The following is a 23248-nucleotide window of genomic DNA, read 5'->3' on the forward strand; positions in this document are numbered from 1 at the left end:
CTAATCATGTATTCTGGAATTTTTTACACAGGTAAATCAAGCAAGCAATACAAGGCAAAAATCCAACTTAACCGAAATCAGCTTGTTTTTTCTTACGAAGATTTAGACGATGATGGAGAACTTGTATTAGTCCCATTTGAGTATGAAGGTATCTACGAAATTGAAAGAGTAACCACTACTAAAGTACAAGTCAAATTTAATGATTTTCCACACCCAACTCTTGAAGTAGATGACGCCCATTTTGTAGAACAACTCAAGTATTCTGACCTAGACATAAAAGGAGATCATCCTGGCTATAAATTTAGTTCGTTATGGAAATCAATTTCGCTCGGAGTTATTTTCATGGGAGTGATGGCACTTGCCTACTTTAAAGGCATTCCATTTCTCGTTGATAAAGTGGTAAATGTACTTCCGACCAACTACGATGTCATGTGGGGTAATTCGATCTATGTGAGCTATATTAAAAACATGAATGTAGATGAGGAAGCCTCTGAACTGCTCAATAGATATATAAAAACACTAGATGTTGAATCTGAATACCCAATCAATATTACAGTCGTAAAATCTCCTATCAAAAATGCTTTTGCTGTTCCTGGAGGAAACATGGTCTTTTTTACTGGGCTGCTAAACGAAATGGAGTCGAAAGAAGAACTCACTGCTTTATTTGGTCATGAGTTGGCTCATATAGAATTAAGACATTCAACAAAATCTACCCTTGAGAGCCTTGCAGGATATATCATTATTTCGCTTGTTTTCAATGACATCAATGGTATCACATCAGTAATTACAGAACAAGGACAGCAGCTTAAAAGACTTTCTTATAGTAGAAAATTAGAAGAAGAAGCGGACCTATTTGGATTAAGTTTATTGAATGAAAAAGGAATTGATCCTCAAGGAATGACAGATCTCTTTCAAACACTTCAATCAGTAGATCATTCAGATATCGAAGAAATTAGTTCTACAGACTCACTTTATCAAGAAAATGTAGAGCTCGAAGACAACGATACCACAACTACTATATTTGAAGATTTGATGGAAGAGGTTGAAGGAAATGATATCCTTGAATACTTAAGTTCTCATCCAGATTTAGAAAGTCGTATCCGAATGGCCTCCAATTTTGAAAGAACCAACTTTGAACTTCACCCAAAAAGTGACTCTTTAGAACTGATATGGAATGATATTGATTCACTCAAATCAGATTGGAATAGTTGGTCTAGCCTTTCTGATATCAAGGAGGAGATAGAAGAAACTTTTGATGATATTTTCACAAATACCGATTCAATTGCCTCTGACAGTCTTAAAGTAAAGAACTAAATCAGTATCTGATTATTCAATAAATGACAAAGCCACTTGACTTAGTTGATCAAGTGGCTTTGTCTTTTTTCATCATAGCTAAATAGTTTTTTGACTTCAACAGATAGTATTTTTTCTACTTTAGAAATCGTCTCTACAATGTTATTTTCTGAAAATCATTGCAGATCATTCAAGATGATTAATTTGAATACAGATTAAAATTCTACAATAAACCCATTATAACAAGCTCATTAACCTGTGAAATTAGCAATCCATATTGTATACACTCTGTGTATTTGTACTAGCGTCTTCATTTTACTCATTTTTATATACGCTCAACTCATGATAGGTAGTCTGAATGGAAATATATCTCCTGAACTATTTCTTAAACTCGATAACCTAAACATTGCAAAAGTGATCATTCCAGTCACTATTTGTTTACACATAGCCTACAAAAGTACAACCCATTTAATAGTTAAGAAATGAAATCACACTTGAAGTACATCACGCTTTTTCAAGTCAGTCTGCTTTCCATTTCATGTATTGCAATCCTCGTTTTATACAACCAAATCAGACCGTCTATCATAAGTATGAATGCTGCTAAGGAAAAACATAATTCATTACGAGACTCTCTTAGTCGATTAGAGTCTGAATTGAATAATAAAAATAGATTACTTGACAAGCTTGCAAGTAAAGTCAATAATTTCAGAAACTTAGAAATCACACCTCATGCCAATTTTAGGGTAATAGATGCAGAAAAGGAATTGTACTTATTTTCAATTTGGGTTTCTTCAGACCCAGATGTTATGGAAGAGATTGAGAGTGTACATTATGTGTTCAATCACGGCTCTTTTGAAATTAAAGGACGTACGGGTACAGATTTATCCGATGGCTTTAAAGTCAGCTATCAAGGTTGGGGCTGTCTTACGCTAGTAGAAATTATTATTAGGTATAAAAATAATGCGGAAGAGGATCTATTTTTTAATATGTGTGAAAGTATAGGTTGGGAATGAGAACTATCTATAGTTTTGTAGAATCAACCTATATTAACCTACTTAATCCATGAAAAATCAAATTAAAACCCCTCATTTATTAATCATTTTGGCCATTTTCATTTTCTCTTGCCAAAAAGAAAATACTTCCGAAAGGAATGAAATATTTGATCCTCTGCCATCTTGGGAAGATGGAAAAGCAAAAAGCGACATCATTAATTTTGTAACAGAAGCCATTGATCCTAATAACATCAACTTTATCCCTGTAAAAGAACGGATCGCTACATTTGACAATGATGGTACACTTTGGACAGAGCAACCACTTTACTTTCAATTGTTCTTCACTATTGACCGTATCAAAGAATTAGCAAAGGACAATCCCGAATGGAAAAATGAAGAACCTTATAAAACCATTTTGGAAAATGACCATGAAAAACTTACCAAACTGAGTAAAAAAGAGCTTTTACAGCTTGTCATGACCACTCATGCAAATGTGACAACAAAAGAGTTTAATAAAATCATCAGAGATTGGTTAGAAAACAGCTTGCATCCTAAATTTCAAAAACCTTACAATCAATTGGTTTATCAACCGATGTTAGAACTTCTAGATTACCTCAGAGATAATGAATTTCAAACTTTTATTGTGTCTGGAGGAGGTATTGATTTTATCAGAGTTTGGGGTGAAGATACTTACGACATTCCTAAACATCAGATTATAGGCAGCAGCATTAAGTCTGAGTTCTTTTATGATAAAGGAAAAGCATACATTCAAAAGATTCCTGAAATTGACTTTATTGATGATCATGAAGGGAAACCTCTTGCCATCCATAAACACATTGGTAGAAAACCTGTGATAGCAGTAGGTAATTCTGATGGCGATTTAGAAATGCTACAATGGGCGGCCTCAAATAGTAATCCTCATTTAGCCATTTACCTACACCACACAGATAAAGAAAGAGAATATGCTTACGATCGCAACTCTCCTATTGGTAGACTTGATAAAGGTTTAGATGAGGCTTTAAAAAGAAATTGGACAGTCATCGATATGCAGAAGGACTGGAATACGATCTACCCTTTTGAACTAGATAAAAAGTAAAACGATACAATACAATCCCGTAGAAATACGGGATTACTCCTACCTTAACACATGTTTGAATAAAACATTTATTCTTTTCATTCTTATTCCTTCTTCTTATTTTGCCCAAGTCTAAAAAGGAATATTTTTTCATTTACTATGAATGCTGAAATTACCGCAATTCAACCATTGACATTCAGAACTGCTACGCCAGAAGACTACAAAAAGACGGTTTGTCTTATTTATAGCTCTGGACCAAAGTCTTTTGAATATGTTTTTGGTCGAAAAGAAATCAGTGCACTCGACTTCTTACGATTTGCATTTAAATCTGAAAAGAGCAATTTCTCACATAAAAATCATCTTATCGGAGAAATAGATGGTGAAGTTGTAGCCACAGGAACTGTTTTAAAAGCAGAAAATCTCGTAAAAAACACCCTCGATGCCGTTCAGCTTATCTTTTCCTTTTATGGTTTTTGGAATGGTTTCGGAGTACTGTTAAGAGGACTTCGTACTGAAAATATCATCAAACCACCGAAAGGAAAAGAGCAACTTTTAGCTCATTTAGGTGTTACTCCAGATTTTAGAGGAAAAGGAATTGGGTCTAAACTCATAGATCAACTGATTGAAGAAAGTGATTCTTCTGCGCCTATAGGCCTTGATGTTTCGGTTAAAAACCCAAAAGCAGAATCACTATACCTTCGAAAAGGCTTTAAGTCAATCAAGACTATTTCTTCCAAACTCAAAAATGAGTATGGTTACGTTGCTTCTCACAAAAGAATGATTTTAAAAAAAGATACCGTATAAAAAAAGGCCATCCACTAATTGGATGGCCTTTATATTTGCCTTCAAACACGAAATACTTAAAGTGTTACTTCAAAGTATAGTGGAGAAGAAATCTTATCTGATGGACTAGGATATGTTGCAAAGTTCACTTTGTAAATTTGTCCTTCTTCCATTTCTAATAAGAAATTAATCTTCAATGCTTCAACAATCTTTTGAACAGCACTCTCACGGCTGTTGTCATACATATTGAAGTTGTTATAACCAGTACCTTCTACTGCTGCATAATCAGCAGGAGTAAGCGTGTACTCAATTGCAAGATCAGATGCTTCAGTTTCTACAATAACGAAGTTTGGTACAATTGTCCAAGTTCTATTATCTAGGTCATAAACTGCTAAAGAAGTATCTTGAACTGTAGCACTTCCTGTGTAGAAGTCATACTCAACCCACATTCCTGCACTTTGAGAACCATAGAAGTTACCTAGTGTATTTGGCAAATGTTCATCTACAGGTACTGATGCTGAAAAATTATTATACTTAGATGCAAGAGAGTCTAATGCATAATCATCTTCAGTTAATGTATAAGGAGCATCTTCTGTATATTCTGAACCAGAAATTGCTGTTTTACCTTCAATAAATAGATACCAATCTGCTTCTTCCTCTTTGATTTTATCTACTGCATCAGAATACTCTGATAAAGGATCACATGCAAAAAGTCCTACCAAAAGAGCTAACAGCGTATATAAACTTAGATTTTTCATTTCTTGATTAATGTTATAGGTGCTAAACTAGATTAGAATTTAACTTTCAAACCTCCTGACCAAGTTCTACCAATTGCATAGTAAACTTGAGCGCCTTGCCAAGTACCATTGAAGTCAGTAGCATCAGCGATGTAAGAAGTATTTCCTACGTTGTTGATTTTACCGAACAAAGAAGCATCTAGCTTACCCATTTTGAAGTTGTAGTTCGCGTAAATATCAACAAGACCAAAGTTTGGTAATTTGTATGACTGTACTCCTTCTGTAGCTGAGTCAGTTCTCTTTGTAGGATCATAATCAGAGTAGTTATTTCCTGCAAATACGTAGTCAACACCAATTTTAAAGTCTTTCAACACTTCGTAGTTTGTACCCAATGCTGCAGTTGTTTGCGCTGAGTTACCTACTTTCAAGTCTTTGATATAAAGTGTTTCTTCATCTCCAATTTGGTTTTGGTCTTGGTCAAAGAATGTTGCATCTACATTGTTTGCCCATCTCCAGTCACCAACTGAGATCATACCTGTGATTGTCCATCTTAGTGTAGGACGGTATTCAAAGTCAACTTCAATACCTTTGTGGACTGCATCAATACCCAAAATGTTAGCATACAAATCATCAGAACCATCAGGGTTTCCATCTTCAGGACGGTGAGATTTTGTCATTGATTTGTCCATCCACTTTGTGTAGTAGATGTTTGCATTAGCTGCAAATTTTGCTGATCTATAACCATAACCAAGTTCAAAACTCATAATACTTTCATTCACTGCGTCAGTATTAATGTTGTTTGTGTGGTTTTGATAAACGGCATTGAACATTGGAGGACGTTGGAAGTAACCTGCGTTAGCAAATACGTTGTGTTTTTCAGTAAGTCTGTAATTTGCTCCCCCTTTCAAACTATAAGTTAGTGCATTTACATGCTCTGAATAAGGGTTTGCTGCAGAATAATCAATACGTTGGTAGTTTACATTTGAAACTGCTGCATTAAGGAAAGCTGAAAGATCATTCTTGTCATATTCCACCTGACCGAAAGCAGAAGCCCAAATTACTTGACCATCATTGTCATAACCTACTTTGTCTCCTTCTCTTGCTACAACTCTTTGCTTCTCACCACCAATCGTTCTTTCAGTAATAAAATACTGACCACCAATTAGGTTATCCACTTCTTGATAGTGCTCACCATAGTAGTAACGTCCGTCAATACCTCCAGTCAACGTGAAATCACTATTCAACTCATGAGTTAAAGTTGAAATAACACCATACCAGTCATGGTTATTTACACCTGCTCTCATAATTGTTGATGACTGTCCTTGTTGTGCATTTCGCTCATAAACAGCATCAAAATCTAAAGGCGCATATTTGTCTCCACCAATTCTATCAACATCACCATAAACTGATGATCCGCCACCTCTACCAAATGACGCATAAGCAGAAGTATTCAAACTAGTTCTGTCATTGATTGTCCAGTAGTGATTCAATGAGAATAAAGGCTTAGAGTAGTAGTTTTCATTGGCATGAAACTCTTCACCTTGTAAGTAACCCCAGTCATAGTTATGTCTGTTCCCTACTTTCTCAGCATCTTCAATTGTATGTCTTGTTCTTCTCTGTCCGTGAGTCTGTGAAGCACCAAAAGCATTCAATGAAAGTGTGTGATTTGAGTTAATCACTTTTGTAATGTTCGCAAAGTATGAGTACCCCTCGAAAGATGTTCCATCTACGAAACCATTACCTGATGTCTGAGAGGCTGCGATTGTCAAAGCCCATCCTTTATCATTCAAACCTGTAGACACATCAAATGCAAATTTTGCGTATCCGTCGTTACCAATTGTAGATGAAATACTTCCTCCTTTCTCGGCATCAGAAGAACGAGTAAGGATGTTCATTGTACCACCAGCAGTTGGTAGAGCCAATTTAGATGCTCCCATACCTCTCTGAATCTGAATGTTACGAGTAACATCTGAAAGACCAGCCCAGTTTGACCAATAAACTCTAGAGTTTTCCATGTCGTTTACAGGAATACCATTAATCATAACCGCAGTGTTATCGTCTCCAAAACCACGAATAGTGATACGAGAGTCACCCCATCCACCACCTTGTTTGGTAGTATATACACCAGGAGTAGATTTCATGATTTCTGGGAATTCTTGGTTACCCAGCTTTGTCTCAATGATTTCTGGAGTAACTGTAGATACCGCAACAGGCGTTTTACGGTCAATGGCAACGTCTGCAAGTACTTGAATCTCTTTCAAGTTCATTACATCACTTGCTAAAGCGATAGTACCTGCGTTTACTTTTTCTCCTTCCAATACCACTTCAACTTCTTTTGTTTTCATTCCGATGAATGAAACAACCAAAGTAGTAGGCCCTTCATTATTGGTTTGGATTGCAAATTCACCTGCAATATCCGTAGAAGAACCAATAGTGGTACCCTTTAGAATAACGGCAGCACCAATAATTTCTTCTTGAGAATCTTCATCGATCACCTTACCAGTAATGGTCGTTTGCGCATATGAAAATGACATTGCTGCAAACATCCATGCTGTGAACAAGAGAAACTTTTTCATTAGTAGATTAATTAAGTTTGTTTGTTGATAGTTTGAATGATACTAATTCACAACCACACCTTTGTGGGGCATAATTTTCTACAAAACAAAAAGTTTCAATGTTACGAAAACAGTCTTTTATTTGAATTTTACGATAAAAACCATAACAATTTTAAATGAAGGAAAATGAAGATTAATACAATTGAAGATTATCCAGAAGCGCTATATAATATTCACTCACAACCCAACGTAAAATACACACTTATAAGTAGTTAGTAGATAAAAAAACGAAACATAATTTATGATTATATCGGAGTTTTTGAGAGAGAAATGTTAAATCGGTCTTAAAATAGACCTTTTCCATTCTAATGTTTCCTAAATATGAACTTTCCTAATAATTATTGATGGATTTGGTGCTTTTAAATGATCGATTATCTTTCTCTATTTTTTTCAACTAAAACCATACAATAAAGGCGCTAAACGATCATTTTATCTTTTAACGAAAAAAATCTTGAAGAAGAACTAAACTATTCACAAGTATTAACCGCACAAAGACCTAGATAACCCAAAAGGGAAATTATTATTCATGGATACATCTTTCTTGGGAAAGGAAAGATAGCTCTCATTGTTACTAACAATTATGACCAAATAAAAAAGGAAAAAACTAGCTTAGTTTTTTCCTTTTCTTGTCTATAATCAGATTGATATTCTACTTTTTTGGTAAGAATATTTCAGCCATCATACAGCGAGCACCGCCACCACCAATAGACTCGATTGTTGCTAAAGGTGCATGAATAATCTCAGCACTTTGATTAATTACTGCTTTTTGCTCCTCAGTAAAAGCATTGAATGCTGTATCGGACATAGCTACAAATAGCTCGTCCTTCTCATTTCGTACCTCAAGGATATTACAACAGAAGCTATTCATTTGCTCAAAGTTTACACAGATCAAAGTACGACCTGTTTTCTCAAATGAAGCTTTTAGCGTTGCCAATTCCTCTGCATCAGTTACAGATTGATCACAGAGAACTGCAAATTTACTTCCGACAGAAAGCATCACATTGGTGTGATAAATCGAACCTCCATTTTGGTCAAATGAAGAAAAGAAAACCGTTTCATATCCTAATGATGCTGTTATTTCTTCAAGTACTCCTTTATCTGTACGTTCTGATTTTGCCGCATAACAGATCTTATTATCATGATCAAAAATCATACTTCCAGTCCCTTCCATGAAGCGGTTCTCAGCTTCGTACTTACTGAAATCTTGAACTTCGTCCAACTTTAAAGACTCCGCCAATTGATCTAGAATATCTGTTCTACGTTCTAATCGTCTGTTTTCAGCCTTCATTGGATACAAAACTACCTTACCTTCTGGATGAGTGGTAAACCAGTTGTTAGGAAAAACGGCATCTGGTGTTAGTGGTTCTGGTGTATCTTCAATTACCGTAATCTGAATGCCTTTTGCTCTCAATCGGCTTACAAATTCATCAAATTCGGCTACAGCTTTTGAGGTAATTTCATTTTGGGTCATTGAAGGCTCAGACTGAAAAGCATTGTCTTTCGCAGTTTCAGCATTAAATGCAAAAAAGTTAGGACGCACCATCAAAATGTGCGATGAAGAATGTTTTCTCATAATAGTGAGTAATTAGACAACAAAAATCTGCTAATAAAATTTAATTCACAAAGATATTCTGATCATCTAAAAATCAAAGAGTAGGAAAAAAGAATTCTTTATAAAACCCTAAATTCAATTCTTCTATTCTGCGCCCTATTTTGGTTGTTATCGTTAGGAACAATTGGTTTTTCTTCTCCATAGCCTTTATGTTCCATTCTTGCCCTTGCGATACCCAATTCCTCCAAATAATCAACAACTGCTTTCGCTCTATTATTTGAAAGTGCCACATTAGCATCATGACTCCCGACATCATCGGTATGTCCGCTTATCTCAATTTTAAGCTTCTGATAGCGTTTTAAGTAATTTGCAATGCCAATAAGTTCAGTTCTTGACTTAGACTGAAGTTCATAAGAACCACTCTCAAAGAAGATATTATTGAGCTGTGTATAAACGCCCTTTTTAATTGGGTCTAGATATACATCGATATAAATCTGCTTCCCTGCCGATACATTACGATAATCAAAAGAAAGAGTATGGAAAAGATAGTCTGGTTTAGAAACAAAAAGACCATATTCATGCCCTTGAGAAAGTACAATTAGGTACTTCCCGTTTACAGGATCAGAATCTACAACTGAAATAGAGTTCCCTGTAGTTAATTCCTTCAATTCTATATGTGCACTGATTCTTTCTTTCGTTACTGCATCATAGACCGTTCCTGTGACAAAGCCACTGCGTTCTTCAATGAAATCACTCGGTAAACTAAAAGTCATCAGTTTATTGAATTGGCTCTCCTCTCCTTTTTCATTGATATTACTAGCAAAATAAGCCTTCTTCCCATCTGCAGTGACAAATAACGATACTTGGTCTGAATAGTTATTGATAGGATACCCAAGATTTTCTGCTGTCGTCCACCCCTTACCATCTTCTGTTCTATGTGACACAAACAAATCTAAACCACCAAAACCTAAGTGACCTTCAGATGCAAAAAACAAGTCTCTGCCGTTTACATGCAAGTGAGGAGAAATATCATCATATGAAGTATTGATCTCTGCTCCTAAATTTTGTGCAGGAGCCCAAACATCGCCTTCCAATTTAGTCACCCAAATATCTTTTTTCCCAACTCCACCCTGTCGATCTGAAACAAAGTAAAGTGTTCTACCGTCTGCCGATAATGAAGGTTGAGACTCCCATGCTTTAGTATTCACATTAGGGCCTAGATTTACTGCTGGAGTCCATTTATCACCAACTTTTTTAGACATAAAAAGATCACATCCACCTAAAGTTTGTCGTCCTTCAAAAGACTCACAGGCAGTAAAAATCATGATTCTACCATCTGCCGAAATTGTACAAGTTCCTTCATTAAAAGGAGTATTCAACTCTTCTACAGCTTCGGGCTTTTGCCATTTCCCCTCTTCAAAACGACTCACATAGATTTCTTCCCCATAACCATCTGGTCTGCCTGTAAAATACATTTCTCGCTGATCTGCGGTAATCACAGGAAAGTATTGTTGTGGCATAAAGTTGACCTCACCCTCCAATGGCTCAGGTTTTATCTCCAAAGGATTTTCCATATGAGATTTAGCAAACTCACAAATTTCAATAATATGCTTTGCTGATTTACGATCTCTGTGATCTAACTTTTCATCTGTTGCTACACTTAGAAAACTATTGGCATATTTTACGGCTTGATTGTAATTCCCTGTTGACAGCTCATATTTGGCTAAAAAGATGTGTGCCAATTTGAACTTTGGATTTTCAGACGCATACTGTACCGTTTTTTGGAAATGAAAAGCAGTCTTCGGTTTATTCCTTTTGATATAATTGAGCTTCCCCAAAAAGTAATTGGCATCGGGAAGATTAGGGTCTAGTTGAATAGATTGTGATAGGTACTTTTCCGTAGAAGCCATATCTCTTTCATTAAACGCTTCTTCTGCCTTTTTCACCAACTTCTCTGCCTTCTTAGATTGTCCGAAAGACGGGGTAAACAGCCATAAAAAACTGATACTAAAAAAAAGAAGGGCTCTAGAGGTAAATGTCTTCATCCGCAAGTTATATGTAGTCTTTAATACGCTAATCTAATCCGAAGAGTATGTCAGAAAATTCTGTACCAAAAGCACAAACTGCGCAATGGACAGATTCATAAATTAAGATAAATTAAAGAGAAGGAAGGGCTATCATTCATAGCCGAATCTTACACATGTAAGGATATTCTCAGCCTACATCAGATAGAACAGCAATCATAGACCAAACTTCTTGCCCAATCAAATTCCTTTTCTGAAGTTTGCAGTATGAAAGAAAGTATGGATACATGCCCTTGTGGTTCGGGTAAAGCATTCTCAGAATGTTGTGAACCTTTTATTCGTAGAACTTCTAAACCACATACGGCAGAACAATTGATGCGTTCTCGTTTCAGCGCATATACACTAAATGAGGTTGATTACTTATGGGAAACACATCACCCCAATTATAGAGCTGGACTTACGAAAGAAGCAATTAGCCATTCCGCTAAAAATACAGACTGGACTAGACTTGACGTTTTAGACCATCAATGGACAGAAAATAGTACAACTGCCATTGTTGAATTCAAGGCTTTCTTTAATGAAAATGGTAAAGAACAAAACTTACATGAGCGTTCTAACTTTGTAAAAGAAGGCGATCAATGGCTTTATACTGATGGCGATTTCAATCCTCAGAGAGCATCTAATAAAACCATAGGTAGAAACGATCCATGTCCTTGCGGCAGTGGTAAGAAATACAAGAAATGTTGCGGAAGATAAAATCAAAGTATGGGTGGTTTAATCCCCTCATACTTTTTCCTTCTTCACTTCAGGTTGATTCTTTTCAAAATCAATTAACCCTCTAACCATTCCAGGGAAAATAAAACCATGAAATGGTAATACGATATACCAATACAATCTTCCCCAAATCCCCAATGGTCTGAAAGTCGCATTTTGAGTAAGCTTGTGTGTACCTTGTTTTGATGGCGTGATTTTAAACTCAAGCCACGCTTCTCCCGGTAACTTCATCTCAGCAAATAAAAGTAATCGTCCATTCTCTTTATCTGCTACCAAGACTCTCCAAAAATCCAAGGCATCCCCTGCCTGTAAATCATAAGGAGATCGGCGTCCTCTTCTTACCCCAACACCTCCTACCATTTTATCAATCAATCCACGAATTTCCCAAAGAAAATTCCCATAATACCAACCTCGCTCTCCTCCAATCTGCCATACATTGTCAATCACTTCTTTTACTGGTCGTTTAAAGGCAAATTCCCGATGATCTTTCAAACAGCCATATTCTGGTACTTGGATGTAATCCATGAAGTTTTTCTCAATTGGTCCTCTTAAAGCTTCAATCCAAGATGATACTACTTCATTCTGACGGATACGCATAAATGCGAGCTCCAAAGATTCTTCATAGGTCAATAGCTTTTGAGGTACAATCTCTTCAATTCCTTTCTTCTCACAGATCACTTCATTTTTCAGACTATCCACTAAACTGCTTGCTAAGCTATACGAGGTAGATGTAATGAAATACAACCAATAAGAAGATAACTTCGGGGTTAACACAGGTACTGAAATGATATATCTTTTTAGCTTTCTAACCTTTGCATACTGCATCAACATTTCTCTGTATGTCAAAATATCAGGACCGCCAATATCAAAAATCTGATTGTAAGCTTTTTCATTCCCTAAAACACCTTCCAAATAACATATCACATTCCGAATTCCAATGGGCTGACACTTGGTCTTTAACCATTTAGGAGCTACCATAACTGGTAATTTTTCACACAAATCTCTTATGATTTCAAAAGAGGCACTTCCCGAACCTATAATAATTGCAGCTCTGAGTACTGTCAACGGCACTCCCGACTCTTTCAAGATACATTCAACGTGCTGACGAGAAGACAAATGCTTTGATAATTCTGCTGAATTGGATATCCCGCCTAGATAGATAATTTGTTTGCAGGAAGTATTTTTAATAGCTACCGAAAAATTCTTAGCACACTTTTCCTCCATTTCACTAAAACCCGTCGGAGAATTAGTCATAGAATGTACAAAGTAATATGCAGCATCTATATCTTTGGGAATAGCTTCAAGGCTTTCTAAATTCAATAAATCGCCCTTCATTAAAAATACATTCGGATGATGATACATGCTATCATCATATAGACGTCTTGGGTCTCGAACCAAACAGATAATTTCGTGTCCTTTTTTGATAAGAGTGGGCAAAACTCTTTTTCCAATATAGCCAGTAGCTCCTGTCAACAGAATTTTCATATCAATCTGAGTAGCAAGTCATAATATAAAAACGATGAAAAAGTGGGTATTGTTAAATACATAAATTAAAAGCTAAGGATGAAGTTTTCCTTAGCTTTTAATTTCAGAGTTGACAGGTGTGCTATTAAGCTTTTATTTTCACCTTTACTGACTTTGAAGCCGGTGTATGACTTGCTCTTGCTATTTCAGTAATTGGAATTAGAGGATTGCATTCTGGAAAATAAGTTGCCAAACACTTTCTCGGAATATCATAAGGTATGATACTAAGGCTATCTACTTCTCTTCTTTTCCCTTCGTATTCGTTGAATAAAGTGATTTTTTGTTCCTTTTTCAGACCAAGCTCATTCATATCTTCTTTATTCATAAAGATAATTTTACGACTATTGTGTACACCTCTATATCGATCATTAAGACCATAGATCGTGGTATTGAATTGGTCATGTGATCGGATAGTCATCATCATAAATTCATCAGCTGATAACTTGACTTCTGACAATGCGTTGATCGTGAATTTTGCTTTTTTGGTATCGGTATTGAACACGCCTTCTCTAGCGCCATTTGGTAAGGCAAATCCACTCGATCGTTCGATCTTTTCATTGTATTCCTCAAAGCCTTTGATCGTTTGAGAAATCAACTTTCGTATATTATTATAGTCCCGAATCAATTCATCCCAATCTAGTTTTTCACTACCAAGCGTTTTCTTAGCAAGCCGAGCAATGATTGCGGGTTCACTCATCAAAGTATCAGAAGGTGGATTAATCATCCCTTGAGAAGTATGAACCACACCCATCGAATTCTCAACAGTGACCAACTGTGGTTTTCCTTGCTCTAATAATTTATCGGTACGTCCTAGCGTCGGTAGAATGACTCCGATATCGCCATGCACCAAGTGAGAACGATTAAGTTTGTTAGATACATGCACCGTCATTTTACAATTTTGGAGAGCTTGAGCTGTAAATGCCGTATCTGGTGCTGCTGGTAAAAAATTCCCTCCCATTGCAAAAAATACTTTTCCTTTCTCTTCGTGCATTGCTTCAATTGCCTCCACTACATTATAACCTGCTTGTTTAGGAGGTATAAAACCAAAACGCTCAGCTAGTTTATCAAGTAATGCTTTTGAGGGCCTTTCGTGGATTCCCATTGTCCGATCTCCTTGAACATTACTATGCCCTCTCACCGGACAAGTACCTGCCCCTTTTTTACCCACACTACCTTTCAGAAGTAAAAGGTTAACTATTTCCCGAATATTATCTACAGCATTTACATGTTGAGTCAGCCCCATTGCCCAACAAGCAATTATTTTGTTGGAAGAAGAAAGTAAATCCAATAGTTGTTCTACCATCTCTAACTCTAAACCTGTTCTTTCTATCAATTCATGATAATCATAGTTTGAAAGCTCTTTTTCCAATTCTTCAAAACCACTTGTTTTGGAATTGATAAATTCTTGATCGATGACTGAAGGTTCTATTTTTGATTTTTCTAATAAACCAATCAACAATGCTTTCAATAAAGCGACATCTTCATTAATATTAATTTGAAGATATAAGTCTGTCAAATCTGTTCCGCCTTGAAGAACACCTTTTACAGTTTGCGGATTTTTAAAGTTGAGAAGACCAACCTCTTTTAAAGGATTTATCGTTACTATTTTTGCGCCATTTTTCTTTGCTTTTTCTAATGCAGAAAGCATTCTCGGATGATTAGTTCCTGGGTTTTGTCCAACGATCAAAATAACTTCAGCATGGTAAAGGTCATCAAGAGTTACAGAGCCTTTCCCAATCCCAAGCGTTTCTGAAAGTGCTACACCGCTAGATTCGTGACACATATTTGAGCAGTCTGGCAAATTATTCGTGCCATACATCCTCACAAAAAGCTGATATAAAAAAGCAGCCTCATTACTAGTTCGCCCCGAAGTATAAAATATAGCCTCATCAGGATTTGGTAAAGATTTCAACTCGGTTGCAATCATTTGAAAAGCCTTTTCCCAACTTATAGGTTGGTAATGCGATTCACCTTTTCTGATGACCATTGGGTGAGTCAATCGACCTTGATGCCCAAGCCAATAATCACCTTTATCCAACAGTTCGGCTACTGAATATTTCTCAAAAAAGCCCTCATTTGCTTTTTTATCCTGTGCTTCTTCTGCTATTGCTTTTACACCATTCTCACAATATTCTCCTAGTTTTGAACGGTCTTTAGGATCTGGCCAAGCACAACCTGGACAGTCTACACCATCTTTCTGGTTGAGTTTATTTAATATCTTAAATGCTTTAGAAGGAGACATGGCTTTATTCGCCATTTTTAAGGCAATAAAAACCGCGTTCATTCCTGCAGCCGAATGTGGTACAGGCTTTATTGTTAGTTTTTTGGACTCTTGTGCTGACATAAAAAATTGAGTTAGTTTCTTCTCAAATTAGGAAAAATCGAGGGGAAAGACGAATGCTCGATTCGCTGTTTAATCCTCTATTTTAGCAACACAACTTACACTCATTCTTATTTCTTGAATCTAAGCACTTGGATTCATGTTTTTGAGCACGAAAACAAATGCTAAGCTCATGACTAAACTTCTAAAACTACTAATCTCAACTTTTCTATTAATTGGCTTTATGGCTTGTGACGATGATGAGAATGTAAATGTTACTAATACTCCCACACCCAATACAATAAACGATAGCGGTTGCTTTCTAATCAGTACACAAACCGATTCTATTATTTCTACTTTTGAATATATGGACAGTCTGCTTGTCCTAACAATTGTGTCAGATTCCTCAACTTTAGACGATCCTACAGATGATGTCTTTGTAGAATATTTCTATGATGCGGAAAACAGACTCCAATTACAAAGAATAACCACTACGATAGAAGGTGACACTGTCGGTTTTATAGAAAGAGAGTATATGTATGACAGCTCACGCCTAATTATGTCAACTAGCTTCATCATTGATAGTCTAGATAATCGATTACTTCTCACAAAACAGAATTACGAGTATACAGAAGATCGTGTCACTCGAATCTCTACTCTTGATTCACTTTTCACAGATTCTCTTACTGAAAGTAGTTTTATTGAATTGGAGTGGTTAGATGGAAATGTTATTACAGAAAGAGAGTTTACAAACATCCCCATCATTGGAGGTACAAATCTTTCTTCCGAAACTTTCTACACTTATTCGGACTCCTTAAACTTTACCTTTGGTAGCGACTTCGCGGTAGAAGCCCTTTCAACTCCCAACTTGAGTAAAAACCTATTAATCAGAAGTGAAACAAATAGTATCAATTTTATAGACACCTTAGTGTTCACTACTGATTATGAATATGAATTCAATGATAAAGGACTACCTAGTAAAGAGACGGTTCTTGAAAGCAGTATTTTTGACATTGACTCTGTCACTACAATAATCACCACATTTGAATACGAATGTGAAGACTAAACAACAGCTAAAGCTCTTCGATCAAATTCGGGGAGCTTTACTTTTAATCAAATAGATTTGCTGAATTCCTTTTTTGTGTAAGTTAACTTCTACATAGTAAAAAAATCTAAGTCTGTTCTACTTTAATTTTGTAGTTAGTAGAAATCGACCTTAGTATGAATAACCTAGTTAATAACCCTAAGAAAAAACTTACTCTCTCTTACGTAGTCGCACTGAGCTTTGTCGCTATTCTTAGTATTTCCTCTCAACTTATCATAAGAAATGTATTGGGAGATCAGAAAGAAGATAGCCGTGTTATCAATATATCTGGTAGACAACGAATGTTGAGCCAAAAAATCAGTAAGCTTGTCTTACAACTTCATACTGCCAAAAATGAAGCAGACTATGCAAGCCTTCTCGATACATTTAATAATATCATTCACCTTTGGAAATCATCTCACTTAGGGCTACTCCATAGAGATTCCTTACTCAATCTGGGTGGAGATAACAGCCCCGTTATCTTGAAATACTTTGAAGAGTTAGAACCACATTACATCGTTTTTGATCAAGCCACTACTCAAATCGCTGAGAGTAAATTTGGCGATGACATTTCGGAAGCTGTACAAAATATCTTAGCTCATGAAGATCGCTTCCTAACCATCATGAATACCATTACTTTCCAATATGATAAAGAATCGGCACTCAGAGTAAAAGAAGTAGAGAACCTAGAACTGATTCTCCTTTCCATAACTATCTTCTGCTTATTTCTTGAAGCCCTTGTAATATTTAGACCAGCTGTAAATGCTATTTCTCGCTACATGACCTTACTTCAAGATCAAAATAAAGAACTTGAAGAAGCACATCAGGAAGTGATATTGAGCAATGAGCAAAAGAAAAAAGTACAAGATGACCTTATCAAAACATTAAGAGAAAACCATAATTTACAACTACACGCCAACCAACGTCTTGAAGAGGAAATTCTAGCTCGAACTGAGCAAATCAGAGAACAACATCATGATATTGTTCAGAAAAGTGAAGCGCTTGAACAGCAGAATGAAAAAATTACAGAACAGAATCAACAACTCGGAAAACTCTACAAGAAAGTAACTCAGAGTATCAATTATGCCAAAAAGATTCAGCAGGCTACGGTACTCAACCGAGATCGTGTTATTTCTGAATTTGATGATGGCTTTATTATGAATGAAGCTAGGGATATTATCTCTGGAGATTTTTATTGGTTCCATCAAACACCACAATACAAATTCATTATTCTGTCAGATTGTACAGGACATGGTGTACCAGCAGCTTTTATGACGGTTATCGGTAACGCAATGCTGAATGAAATCATCATTAGCAATCAAATCCATGAACCTGATCTTATTCTTAAAGCATTGGATCAGAAACTATATGAATTCCTCAATACCAAAAGTCATGAGAAACTAAGAGACGGAATGGACATTGCGGTTGTGAGGATAGATGAAGAAGCTAAAAAGATACGATTTTCAGGGGCTAAAAGGCCACTTGTTATTCGTAATCAAAAAAATGAAATAGAAGTCCATAAAGGAAGTCTTACCACGATTGGTTATATCCCTAAAAAAGAAAATAAGTCTTTCACCAAACAAAACATTCCATTCCAAAAAGGAGACCAAATCTACCTATTCAGCGATGGATATCAAGACCAGTTTGGAGGCGTAGATGATAGTCGTTTTCAAAAGAGCAAAATGATTAATATGCTGAAGGAAATGGAATTTAGAGATATGAAGATGCAAGAAAATGTCATCAGATACCAATTCTTCAGTTGGAAAGGAGGAAAAGCCCAAACAGATGATGTACTATTCATTGGCCTCCAATTATAAAAAAAACAGCCCACTAAAAATGGAATCTATTGGGCTGTTTTATTCTAAATAAATTGAGAAACTAGAAATAAGTAATGTGCAATAACTCCCGCACACAATCCTCCAACAGTATGAGCAATCAATGCTTTTGAGGTCAGTTCTCTATGTCCTAAAGTATCTAACATAGCGGTATGTGTACTCAAATAGCCACTCCAGCACATTCCCATCGCAGTAAAGACCGCAATTTCGTTTCCTGTAATCATATTTTGAGCTACAAATGACTTCAGAATAGATAATGCAGCACCAACAGCACCCAAACTTGTTATAGGAAAGGCGATTAATTCCCCATGTTCAAAACCAAACAAGAACTTAAATAAGAAGGAAAACTTACCTGCTATCCAAGGTAAAACAGGAACGCCTTCATAAGCTAACCCTTGATAACCAATGGCACTATCTTGTGGACCATTCGTAAACATCATAACCATTGTACTAATCACCAAAACTCCCGGTATGATAGCCAAGCCCAGATCAACACCATTCTTCCCACCGTCTAAGATTGCATTTATGGTTCTCAAAAAAACTCCTCCTTCAGACTTGAAAGAAACAGGTAATGCTTTTACATGCTCTGGTGTAGCTCCATTTTCTTGAGTTGTTTCATCTTTGCTAAAAACATCTCTCAATAGATATTGCACTAACCTCGTTGAAATGATCGAACCAAAAACAGCTCCTACCAAACCAATCATGGCTGCTCCAAAATAACCAAAACCAATCATGTAAGTTATCACGATCAATCCCATTCCAAACGCAGTACCAAAGTTTGTCAATGAAAGCAACTCAGACTTGGTGAAATACTTGCTAAAACTTTTATCCTTTGCTAGGCTAATAATTGCAGGATTATCTGAAAGGAAAGTCATCACCCCAGCCAATGCGGCAACTCCAGGAAGTCCAAATAAAGGACGCATAAGTGGGGCAAGAACTAATTCCAATAATCGTATTACTCCAAACTCTACGAACAACTTACCTAAGGCTCCAGACAATACCGTAATCCCCATAATATAGAACACGGTATTGGTAAGTAAATCCCATGCGGAATTCATCAAGGTCTGTAAAAGATTGGCGGCTCCCATTTTGTTTGCTAAAAAGCCAAACACACCAAAAAATACAATCAAAAAAATAAACGCCTCATATCTACGGTTCTTTATGAAATCTTTCTTTACTCTTTCTAAAGCAGTCATCGCAATACTCTCAAACTATAATTCAATATGATTAAAAATTCAGTCCTCTACGCAGGACCCTCTACACTGATTTCAAAGCTTATAATCAGCTGCCCAAAAGTTGAATTTTATAGTTAAATGAGTGCAATCTGTTTAATCTTGATAAGGAATATTTAGATTCCTTTTGAAACCTCACCTACCCATCATCAAAAGGATATAACCTCAAACGATATATTCTATATGAGTTGTACTTCTCCTCAAGTATAAAAAACCGGATCTCCTTATTCCAAAGAGAGCCGGCTTTTACTTAAATCATATTTCAGGTTAGGCATTTACTACCTTATCTTTTTCTAAGCCAATTTGGTAGGTCAATAAATCTTGCTTCAAAGTAAAAAATGCTCGAGATAGAACATACATATACTGATGCATTGCTGTAAACAAGATTTGTAAATGATCATCTCGATATTGTTCACCGATAAAATAAATCCAATTTTTGGAAATATACTTTTCAAGATCTGTTTTTACTTCTTCAGTAAGAATTCCCTTAAGACTTTCATCAGCTAACAATTCTTCAATATTAGCTTTCAAAATTTTCTCTAAAGGCTTGATGCCTCTGAAATTACTTTCTATTTCCTCAAATGGAGTTGTATAATTGATAAACTGAACAGCTTCACTCAATCTATTATAAATATCCTCTTTTGCTTCTAACGACTTATCAAACTCAAAATAACGTGTATACTTCTCCTTTAATACTGAAGACGAGTTATCCTCTGCTTCTAATGACCTAAAGTAACTATATACATTTTTATCAATTTGCTCGATTTTCGTTTTTAAATCCTCCAATTCTTGAGACAGAATTACGATCAAGGATTCACAATCCTTCTTGGTATACTTTATTCCATCATAATCAAAAGATTTAATGTCTATACCCCCTAGTGAAATTTGTCTGATACCTTCAAGATCATTTGAAAGTCCAATAAAGTGATAGACCAAATTACAGTTATCTTGACTAAACAGATCTTCAATAACTTCCTGTCTTTTGGAAATATCATCTAAATCAAAAGCTGTCGGATTTTTATCATCATAATAGCCATTATAGCGTTTATCGAATGAACTCTCCAAAAACTCTTTTTCAAAGGAAGTTTTGAACTCGTTAAGATCAAGTACTTTTACACTACCTTGATATGCTACAGTTTCAAAAATACGTTTTGTCAGTTCTTTCTGTGTCTTTTCGATATCAACAAACAATACTTCAGCGTCACGATCTAAGGCATTATCATATTGAATTCCTAAGTGTTGTAAACGCTCCACACGTTCTTCTAAGCTAGGATGTGAAGCCCACTGATCCTTGATAACCAATTTTGATTTATTGTATTTATTCATATCAGATAAATGCACTTGTGGTAAGTTCTTCACAAAACTCAGCTGACTCTCTTTTGCATAAAAATGTACAAGTGCCCTTTGTTCCTGATAAATATTCTGACTCTTGAAATTGTCTTTAAAATGTCGTTCATAATAGTTGAACACTTCAGTATAGGCATGTTCAGCCAAAGACATTCGCATCAAGGAATTTTGCAAAGGTTCTCCACCACAAACATGTGCTGCAATTTCATCTGCATGAAACTCCATTTCTCTTGAAAGTGCCATGTAATTCAAGTTCACAAAAGTATACATCTTTTGAAGCACCCACTGAATTCCATTCACAATCTTAACGGCAATGAGCACAAAGATGGAGAAGTAGTTACTAATCTCTGCCCAAGTCTGAATCATACGATCAAATGATTCATTTTCATAGAGCATATTATAAATTACTTGATTAACATTAAACACATAGCTCCCCACTTTCATGGTTCTTTGTGAAAAATGTCCAAACTCATGCGCAAGAATCGCTTTCAACTCTGTTTCCGTTACGGTATTCACTAGCCCTAACCCTATTTGTAAATTCTTTCGGATTGGTAGAAACATACTCCAAAAACTAGAATCATAAAATACAGAGGCATTTACATCTGAGGATAGATAGACTTTCTTAGGAAAGGTCGTTCCTACTTCGGTCACAATCTCTTGAAGAACCTCAAAAAGCTTAGGCTCTTGCTTTGCTGTAATTCTGACCAAATGAGACCGGTCTACTTTATGAGATTTAAATATAAATTTTAGGAGAAAAATCAAGACCATCAGACCCACACTTGCCAATCCTAATCCTAAAAGTATCGTTAGAAGTCCTGGACGAACCGCTATTAACATGAACCCTCCTGTCACACAAAGCGCAGTAAGACCAACAGCTAATACGATAAGAAATAAATACACTATAACGAAAAGAGCAATAGAGACAATTGATTTGGAAGCTTGTTTCTTGAAGGTCTCAGAAACTTGCACTTGATCTTTTAACATAATCGTAAGAAATGAAAAAATAAATGAGACATTAAAAAGTTAAAGTATAAATATAATTAAATCAAAAATATACTACTCGCCAATAAATTAGTCTGTTATTTATATATTGAAACTAAACTTTAATCTTAATAAGAAGTAGAATAGTCATTTCATCTTTTTTCTTGCCTAAAGTTCTTATCAAATGCTTAAGTCTAATCTTTATGAAATTTTTTTTAACTCTAACCTTATCGATTAGTTATTCTTCTTTTTTATTTGCTCAAGAATCAAAATTGATCGATGAAGCTAATCTAGTCAAAATCAATATTATTGATCAGCAGAACTTTAATTATGAATGGGTTTGTGAATATTCATATGAAATTCTTAAATCAGAGGAAACGTTTGAGTTATTTTTACAGGCAAAGAAAAGTTATCCATTCGGGTATGACAGTACTTTCAGTCAATTAGGTTATATTAAATTAGCTAATAGCGTTATTAGTAGACAACGAAAAGAGTGGTTTGATATAATTGAATTTAAACCATCTGATAAAAGGGTAAAAGTGGATAACATCGATAAGTCTATCATTTATAAATTGATAGATGAAATAAACAACAACGACACTAGACATCCATTTATGATCCTAAATCGACTTGGAATGGATTCTGTATGGATTGATAAGAATGCTGAAAGGTTATTTGATACATATAAACCTAATCATCAAGATGACGCCATAGACAAAGCTTATTGTATTTCCTGTATTAAAGACAGCTTGAAAGCTGTTCGTTCAAGTCTTGCTTTCATTTCTCTCAAAAACACATATGATTATCCTAATGTGAAACTAGAATTCATCACTTCAAAGGATACCATAAAAGTAGTCACAGATTATCCTTATGATCTTTCATTACCATGGACGATCAATGATTCAATCATCTCTTATAATCCTCAAATATCTCTTCTTTTAAGTCGTATATTACCTGCAAATCGATACTCGAATAAAGAACGTCTAGCAGGTAATAAAGACCTTAAAGAACGATCTTTTGAAGAAGTTTTCATCAAAAGACTAATCCATAAATACTGTATAAATACAGAAGATCAATAGA

The 23248-nt window shown here is 35.6% G+C and carries 16 protein-coding genes; 8 read left to right on the forward strand and 8 right to left on the reverse strand.

What is annotated here, in order from left to right:
• Positions 1 to 6 precede the first annotated feature (6 nt).
• The 4 genes from BC781_RS08195 to BC781_RS08210 all read left to right on the forward strand — a co-directional run bounded on the left by BC781_RS08195 (position 7) and on the right by BC781_RS08210 (position 4164).
• Positions 7 to 1314 (forward strand): M48 family metallopeptidase, encoded by a 1308-nt coding sequence (locus BC781_RS08195; protein ID WP_109616757.1) that lies wholly within the window; start codon positions 7 to 9, stop codon positions 1312 to 1314.
• A gap of 461 nt (positions 1315 to 1775) precedes the next feature.
• Positions 1776 to 2306, forward strand: a complete 531-nt coding sequence (locus tag BC781_RS08200) for a pYEATS domain-containing protein (RefSeq protein WP_146201648.1) — start codon at positions 1776 to 1778, stop codon at positions 2304 to 2306.
• A gap of 49 nt (positions 2307 to 2355) precedes the next feature.
• On the forward strand, positions 2356 to 3381 hold the full coding sequence (locus tag BC781_RS08205; protein WP_109616759.1) for an HAD family hydrolase: 1026 nt from the start codon (positions 2356 to 2358) through the stop codon (positions 3379 to 3381).
• Positions 3382 to 3519: 138 nt separating this feature from the next.
• Entirely contained in the window at positions 3520 to 4164 is a 645-nt protein-coding gene (locus BC781_RS08210) for a GNAT family N-acetyltransferase (RefSeq protein ID WP_109616760.1), read from the forward strand.
• 56 nt (positions 4165 to 4220) lie between these two features.
• On the opposite strand, the gene BC781_RS08215 is transcribed toward BC781_RS08210, so the two are convergent.
• From BC781_RS08215 to BC781_RS08230, 4 genes are all read right to left on the reverse strand, one after another.
• Positions 4221 to 4901 carry a hypothetical protein gene (locus BC781_RS08215; protein ID WP_109616761.1) on the reverse strand — a complete coding sequence of 227 codons (681 nt, stop codon included), beginning with the start codon at positions 4899 to 4901 and terminating at the stop codon, positions 4221 to 4223.
• Positions 4902 to 4933: 32 nt separating this feature from the next.
• Positions 4934 to 7456: a TonB-dependent receptor gene (locus tag BC781_RS08220; protein WP_109616762.1), complete on the reverse strand. Its 2523-nt coding sequence runs from the start codon at positions 7454 to 7456 to the stop codon at positions 4934 to 4936.
• 688 nt (positions 7457 to 8144) lie between these two features.
• Positions 8145 to 9068, reverse strand: a complete 924-nt coding sequence (gene ctlX / locus BC781_RS08225) for a citrulline utilization hydrolase CtlX (protein ID WP_109616763.1) — start codon at positions 9066 to 9068, stop codon at positions 8145 to 8147.
• Positions 9069 to 9166: 98 nt separating this feature from the next.
• Positions 9167 to 11092: an OmpA family protein gene (locus tag BC781_RS08230; RefSeq protein WP_109616764.1), complete on the reverse strand. Its 1926-nt coding sequence runs from the start codon at positions 11090 to 11092 to the stop codon at positions 9167 to 9169.
• 246 nt (positions 11093 to 11338) lie between these two features.
• Here BC781_RS08230 and BC781_RS08235 point away from each other — a divergent pair, with 246 nt between their 5' ends.
• Complete coding sequence (locus BC781_RS08235; protein ID WP_211323712.1) at positions 11339 to 11827, forward strand: YchJ family protein; 489 nt, start codon at positions 11339 to 11341, stop codon at positions 11825 to 11827.
• Positions 11828 to 11854: 27 nt separating this feature from the next.
• Here BC781_RS08235 and BC781_RS08240 read toward each other — a convergent pair whose 3' ends face one another.
• Together BC781_RS08240 and BC781_RS08245 are read right to left on the reverse strand one after the other, a co-directional pair.
• Complete coding sequence (locus BC781_RS08240; RefSeq protein ID WP_109616765.1) at positions 11855 to 13330, reverse strand: SDR family oxidoreductase; 1476 nt, start codon at positions 13328 to 13330, stop codon at positions 11855 to 11857.
• Positions 13331 to 13454: 124 nt separating this feature from the next.
• Positions 13455 to 15713 carry an FdhF/YdeP family oxidoreductase gene (locus BC781_RS08245; RefSeq protein ID WP_109616766.1) on the reverse strand — a complete coding sequence of 753 codons (2259 nt, stop codon included), beginning with the start codon at positions 15711 to 15713 and terminating at the stop codon, positions 13455 to 13457.
• A 169-nt stretch (positions 15714 to 15882) separates the two neighbouring features.
• Here BC781_RS08245 and BC781_RS08250 point away from each other — a divergent pair, with 169 nt between their 5' ends.
• Together BC781_RS08250 and BC781_RS08255 are read left to right on the forward strand one after the other, a co-directional pair.
• Positions 15883 to 16755, forward strand: a complete 873-nt coding sequence (locus BC781_RS08250) for a hypothetical protein (protein ID WP_146201649.1) — start codon at positions 15883 to 15885, stop codon at positions 16753 to 16755.
• Positions 16756 to 16910: 155 nt separating this feature from the next.
• Entirely contained in the window at positions 16911 to 18590 is a 1680-nt protein-coding gene (locus tag BC781_RS08255; RefSeq protein WP_109616768.1) for a SpoIIE family protein phosphatase, read from the forward strand.
• Positions 18591 to 18634: 44 nt separating this feature from the next.
• Here BC781_RS08255 and BC781_RS08260 read toward each other — a convergent pair whose 3' ends face one another.
• Positions 18635 to 19804 carry a CD0519/CD1768 family membrane protein gene (locus BC781_RS08260; RefSeq protein WP_109616769.1) on the reverse strand — a complete coding sequence of 390 codons (1170 nt, stop codon included), beginning with the start codon at positions 19802 to 19804 and terminating at the stop codon, positions 18635 to 18637.
• 303 nt (positions 19805 to 20107) lie between these two features.
• Positions 20108 to 22171, reverse strand: a complete 2064-nt coding sequence (locus BC781_RS08265; RefSeq protein ID WP_109616770.1) for a M48 family metallopeptidase — start codon at positions 22169 to 22171, stop codon at positions 20108 to 20110.
• 200 nt (positions 22172 to 22371) lie between these two features.
• Here BC781_RS08265 and BC781_RS08270 point away from each other — a divergent pair, with 200 nt between their 5' ends.
• Entirely contained in the window at positions 22372 to 23247 is an 876-nt protein-coding gene (locus BC781_RS08270) for a hypothetical protein (protein ID WP_109616771.1), read from the forward strand.
• Position 23248 lies beyond the last annotated feature (1 nt).

This window comes from Sediminitomix flava (genome assembly GCF_003149185.1).
In the GTDB taxonomy this organism is placed as follows: Bacteria; Bacteroidota; Bacteroidia; order Cytophagales; family Flammeovirgaceae; genus Sediminitomix; species Sediminitomix flava.

Bases quoted from the DNA above. Each gene is read 5' to 3' on its own strand.
- ctlX (WP_109616763.1), bottom strand. From the start codon at position 9,068: ATGAGAAAACATTCTTCATCGCACATTTTGATGGTGCGTCCTAACTTT.
- BC781_RS08195 (WP_109616757.1), top strand. From the start codon at position 7: ATGTATTCTGGAATTTTTTACACAGGTAAATCAAGCAAGCAATACAAG.
- BC781_RS08230 (WP_109616764.1), bottom strand. From the start codon at position 11,092: ATGAAGACATTTACCTCTAGAGCCCTTCTTTTTTTTAGTATCAGTTTT.
- BC781_RS08255 (WP_109616768.1), top strand. From the start codon at position 16,911: ATGAATAACCTAGTTAATAACCCTAAGAAAAAACTTACTCTCTCTTAC.
- BC781_RS08200 (WP_146201648.1), top strand. From the start codon at position 1,776: ATGAAATCACACTTGAAGTACATCACGCTTTTTCAAGTCAGTCTGCTT.
- BC781_RS08265 (WP_109616770.1), bottom strand. From the start codon at position 22,171: ATGTTAAAAGATCAAGTGCAAGTTTCTGAGACCTTCAAGAAACAAGCT.
- BC781_RS08210 (WP_109616760.1), top strand. From the start codon at position 3,520: ATGAATGCTGAAATTACCGCAATTCAACCATTGACATTCAGAACTGCT.
- BC781_RS08240 (WP_109616765.1), bottom strand. From the start codon at position 13,330: ATGAAAATTCTGTTGACAGGAGCTACTGGCTATATTGGAAAAAGAGTT.
- BC781_RS08220 (WP_109616762.1), bottom strand. From the start codon at position 7,456: ATGAAAAAGTTTCTCTTGTTCACAGCATGGATGTTTGCAGCAATGTCA.
- BC781_RS08250 (WP_146201649.1), top strand. From the start codon at position 15,883: ATGACTAAACTTCTAAAACTACTAATCTCAACTTTTCTATTAATTGGC.
- BC781_RS08235 (WP_211323712.1), top strand. From the start codon at position 11,339: ATGAAAGAAAGTATGGATACATGCCCTTGTGGTTCGGGTAAAGCATTC.
- BC781_RS08215 (WP_109616761.1), bottom strand. From the start codon at position 4,901: ATGAAAAATCTAAGTTTATATACGCTGTTAGCTCTTTTGGTAGGACTT.
- BC781_RS08205 (WP_109616759.1), top strand. From the start codon at position 2,356: ATGAAAAATCAAATTAAAACCCCTCATTTATTAATCATTTTGGCCATT.
- BC781_RS08260 (WP_109616769.1), bottom strand. From the start codon at position 19,804: ATGACTGCTTTAGAAAGAGTAAAGAAAGATTTCATAAAGAACCGTAGA.
- BC781_RS08245 (WP_109616766.1), bottom strand. From the start codon at position 15,713: ATGTCAGCACAAGAGTCCAAAAAACTAACAATAAAGCCTGTACCACAT.
- BC781_RS08270 (WP_109616771.1), top strand. From the start codon at position 22,372: ATGAAATTTTTTTTAACTCTAACCTTATCGATTAGTTATTCTTCTTTT.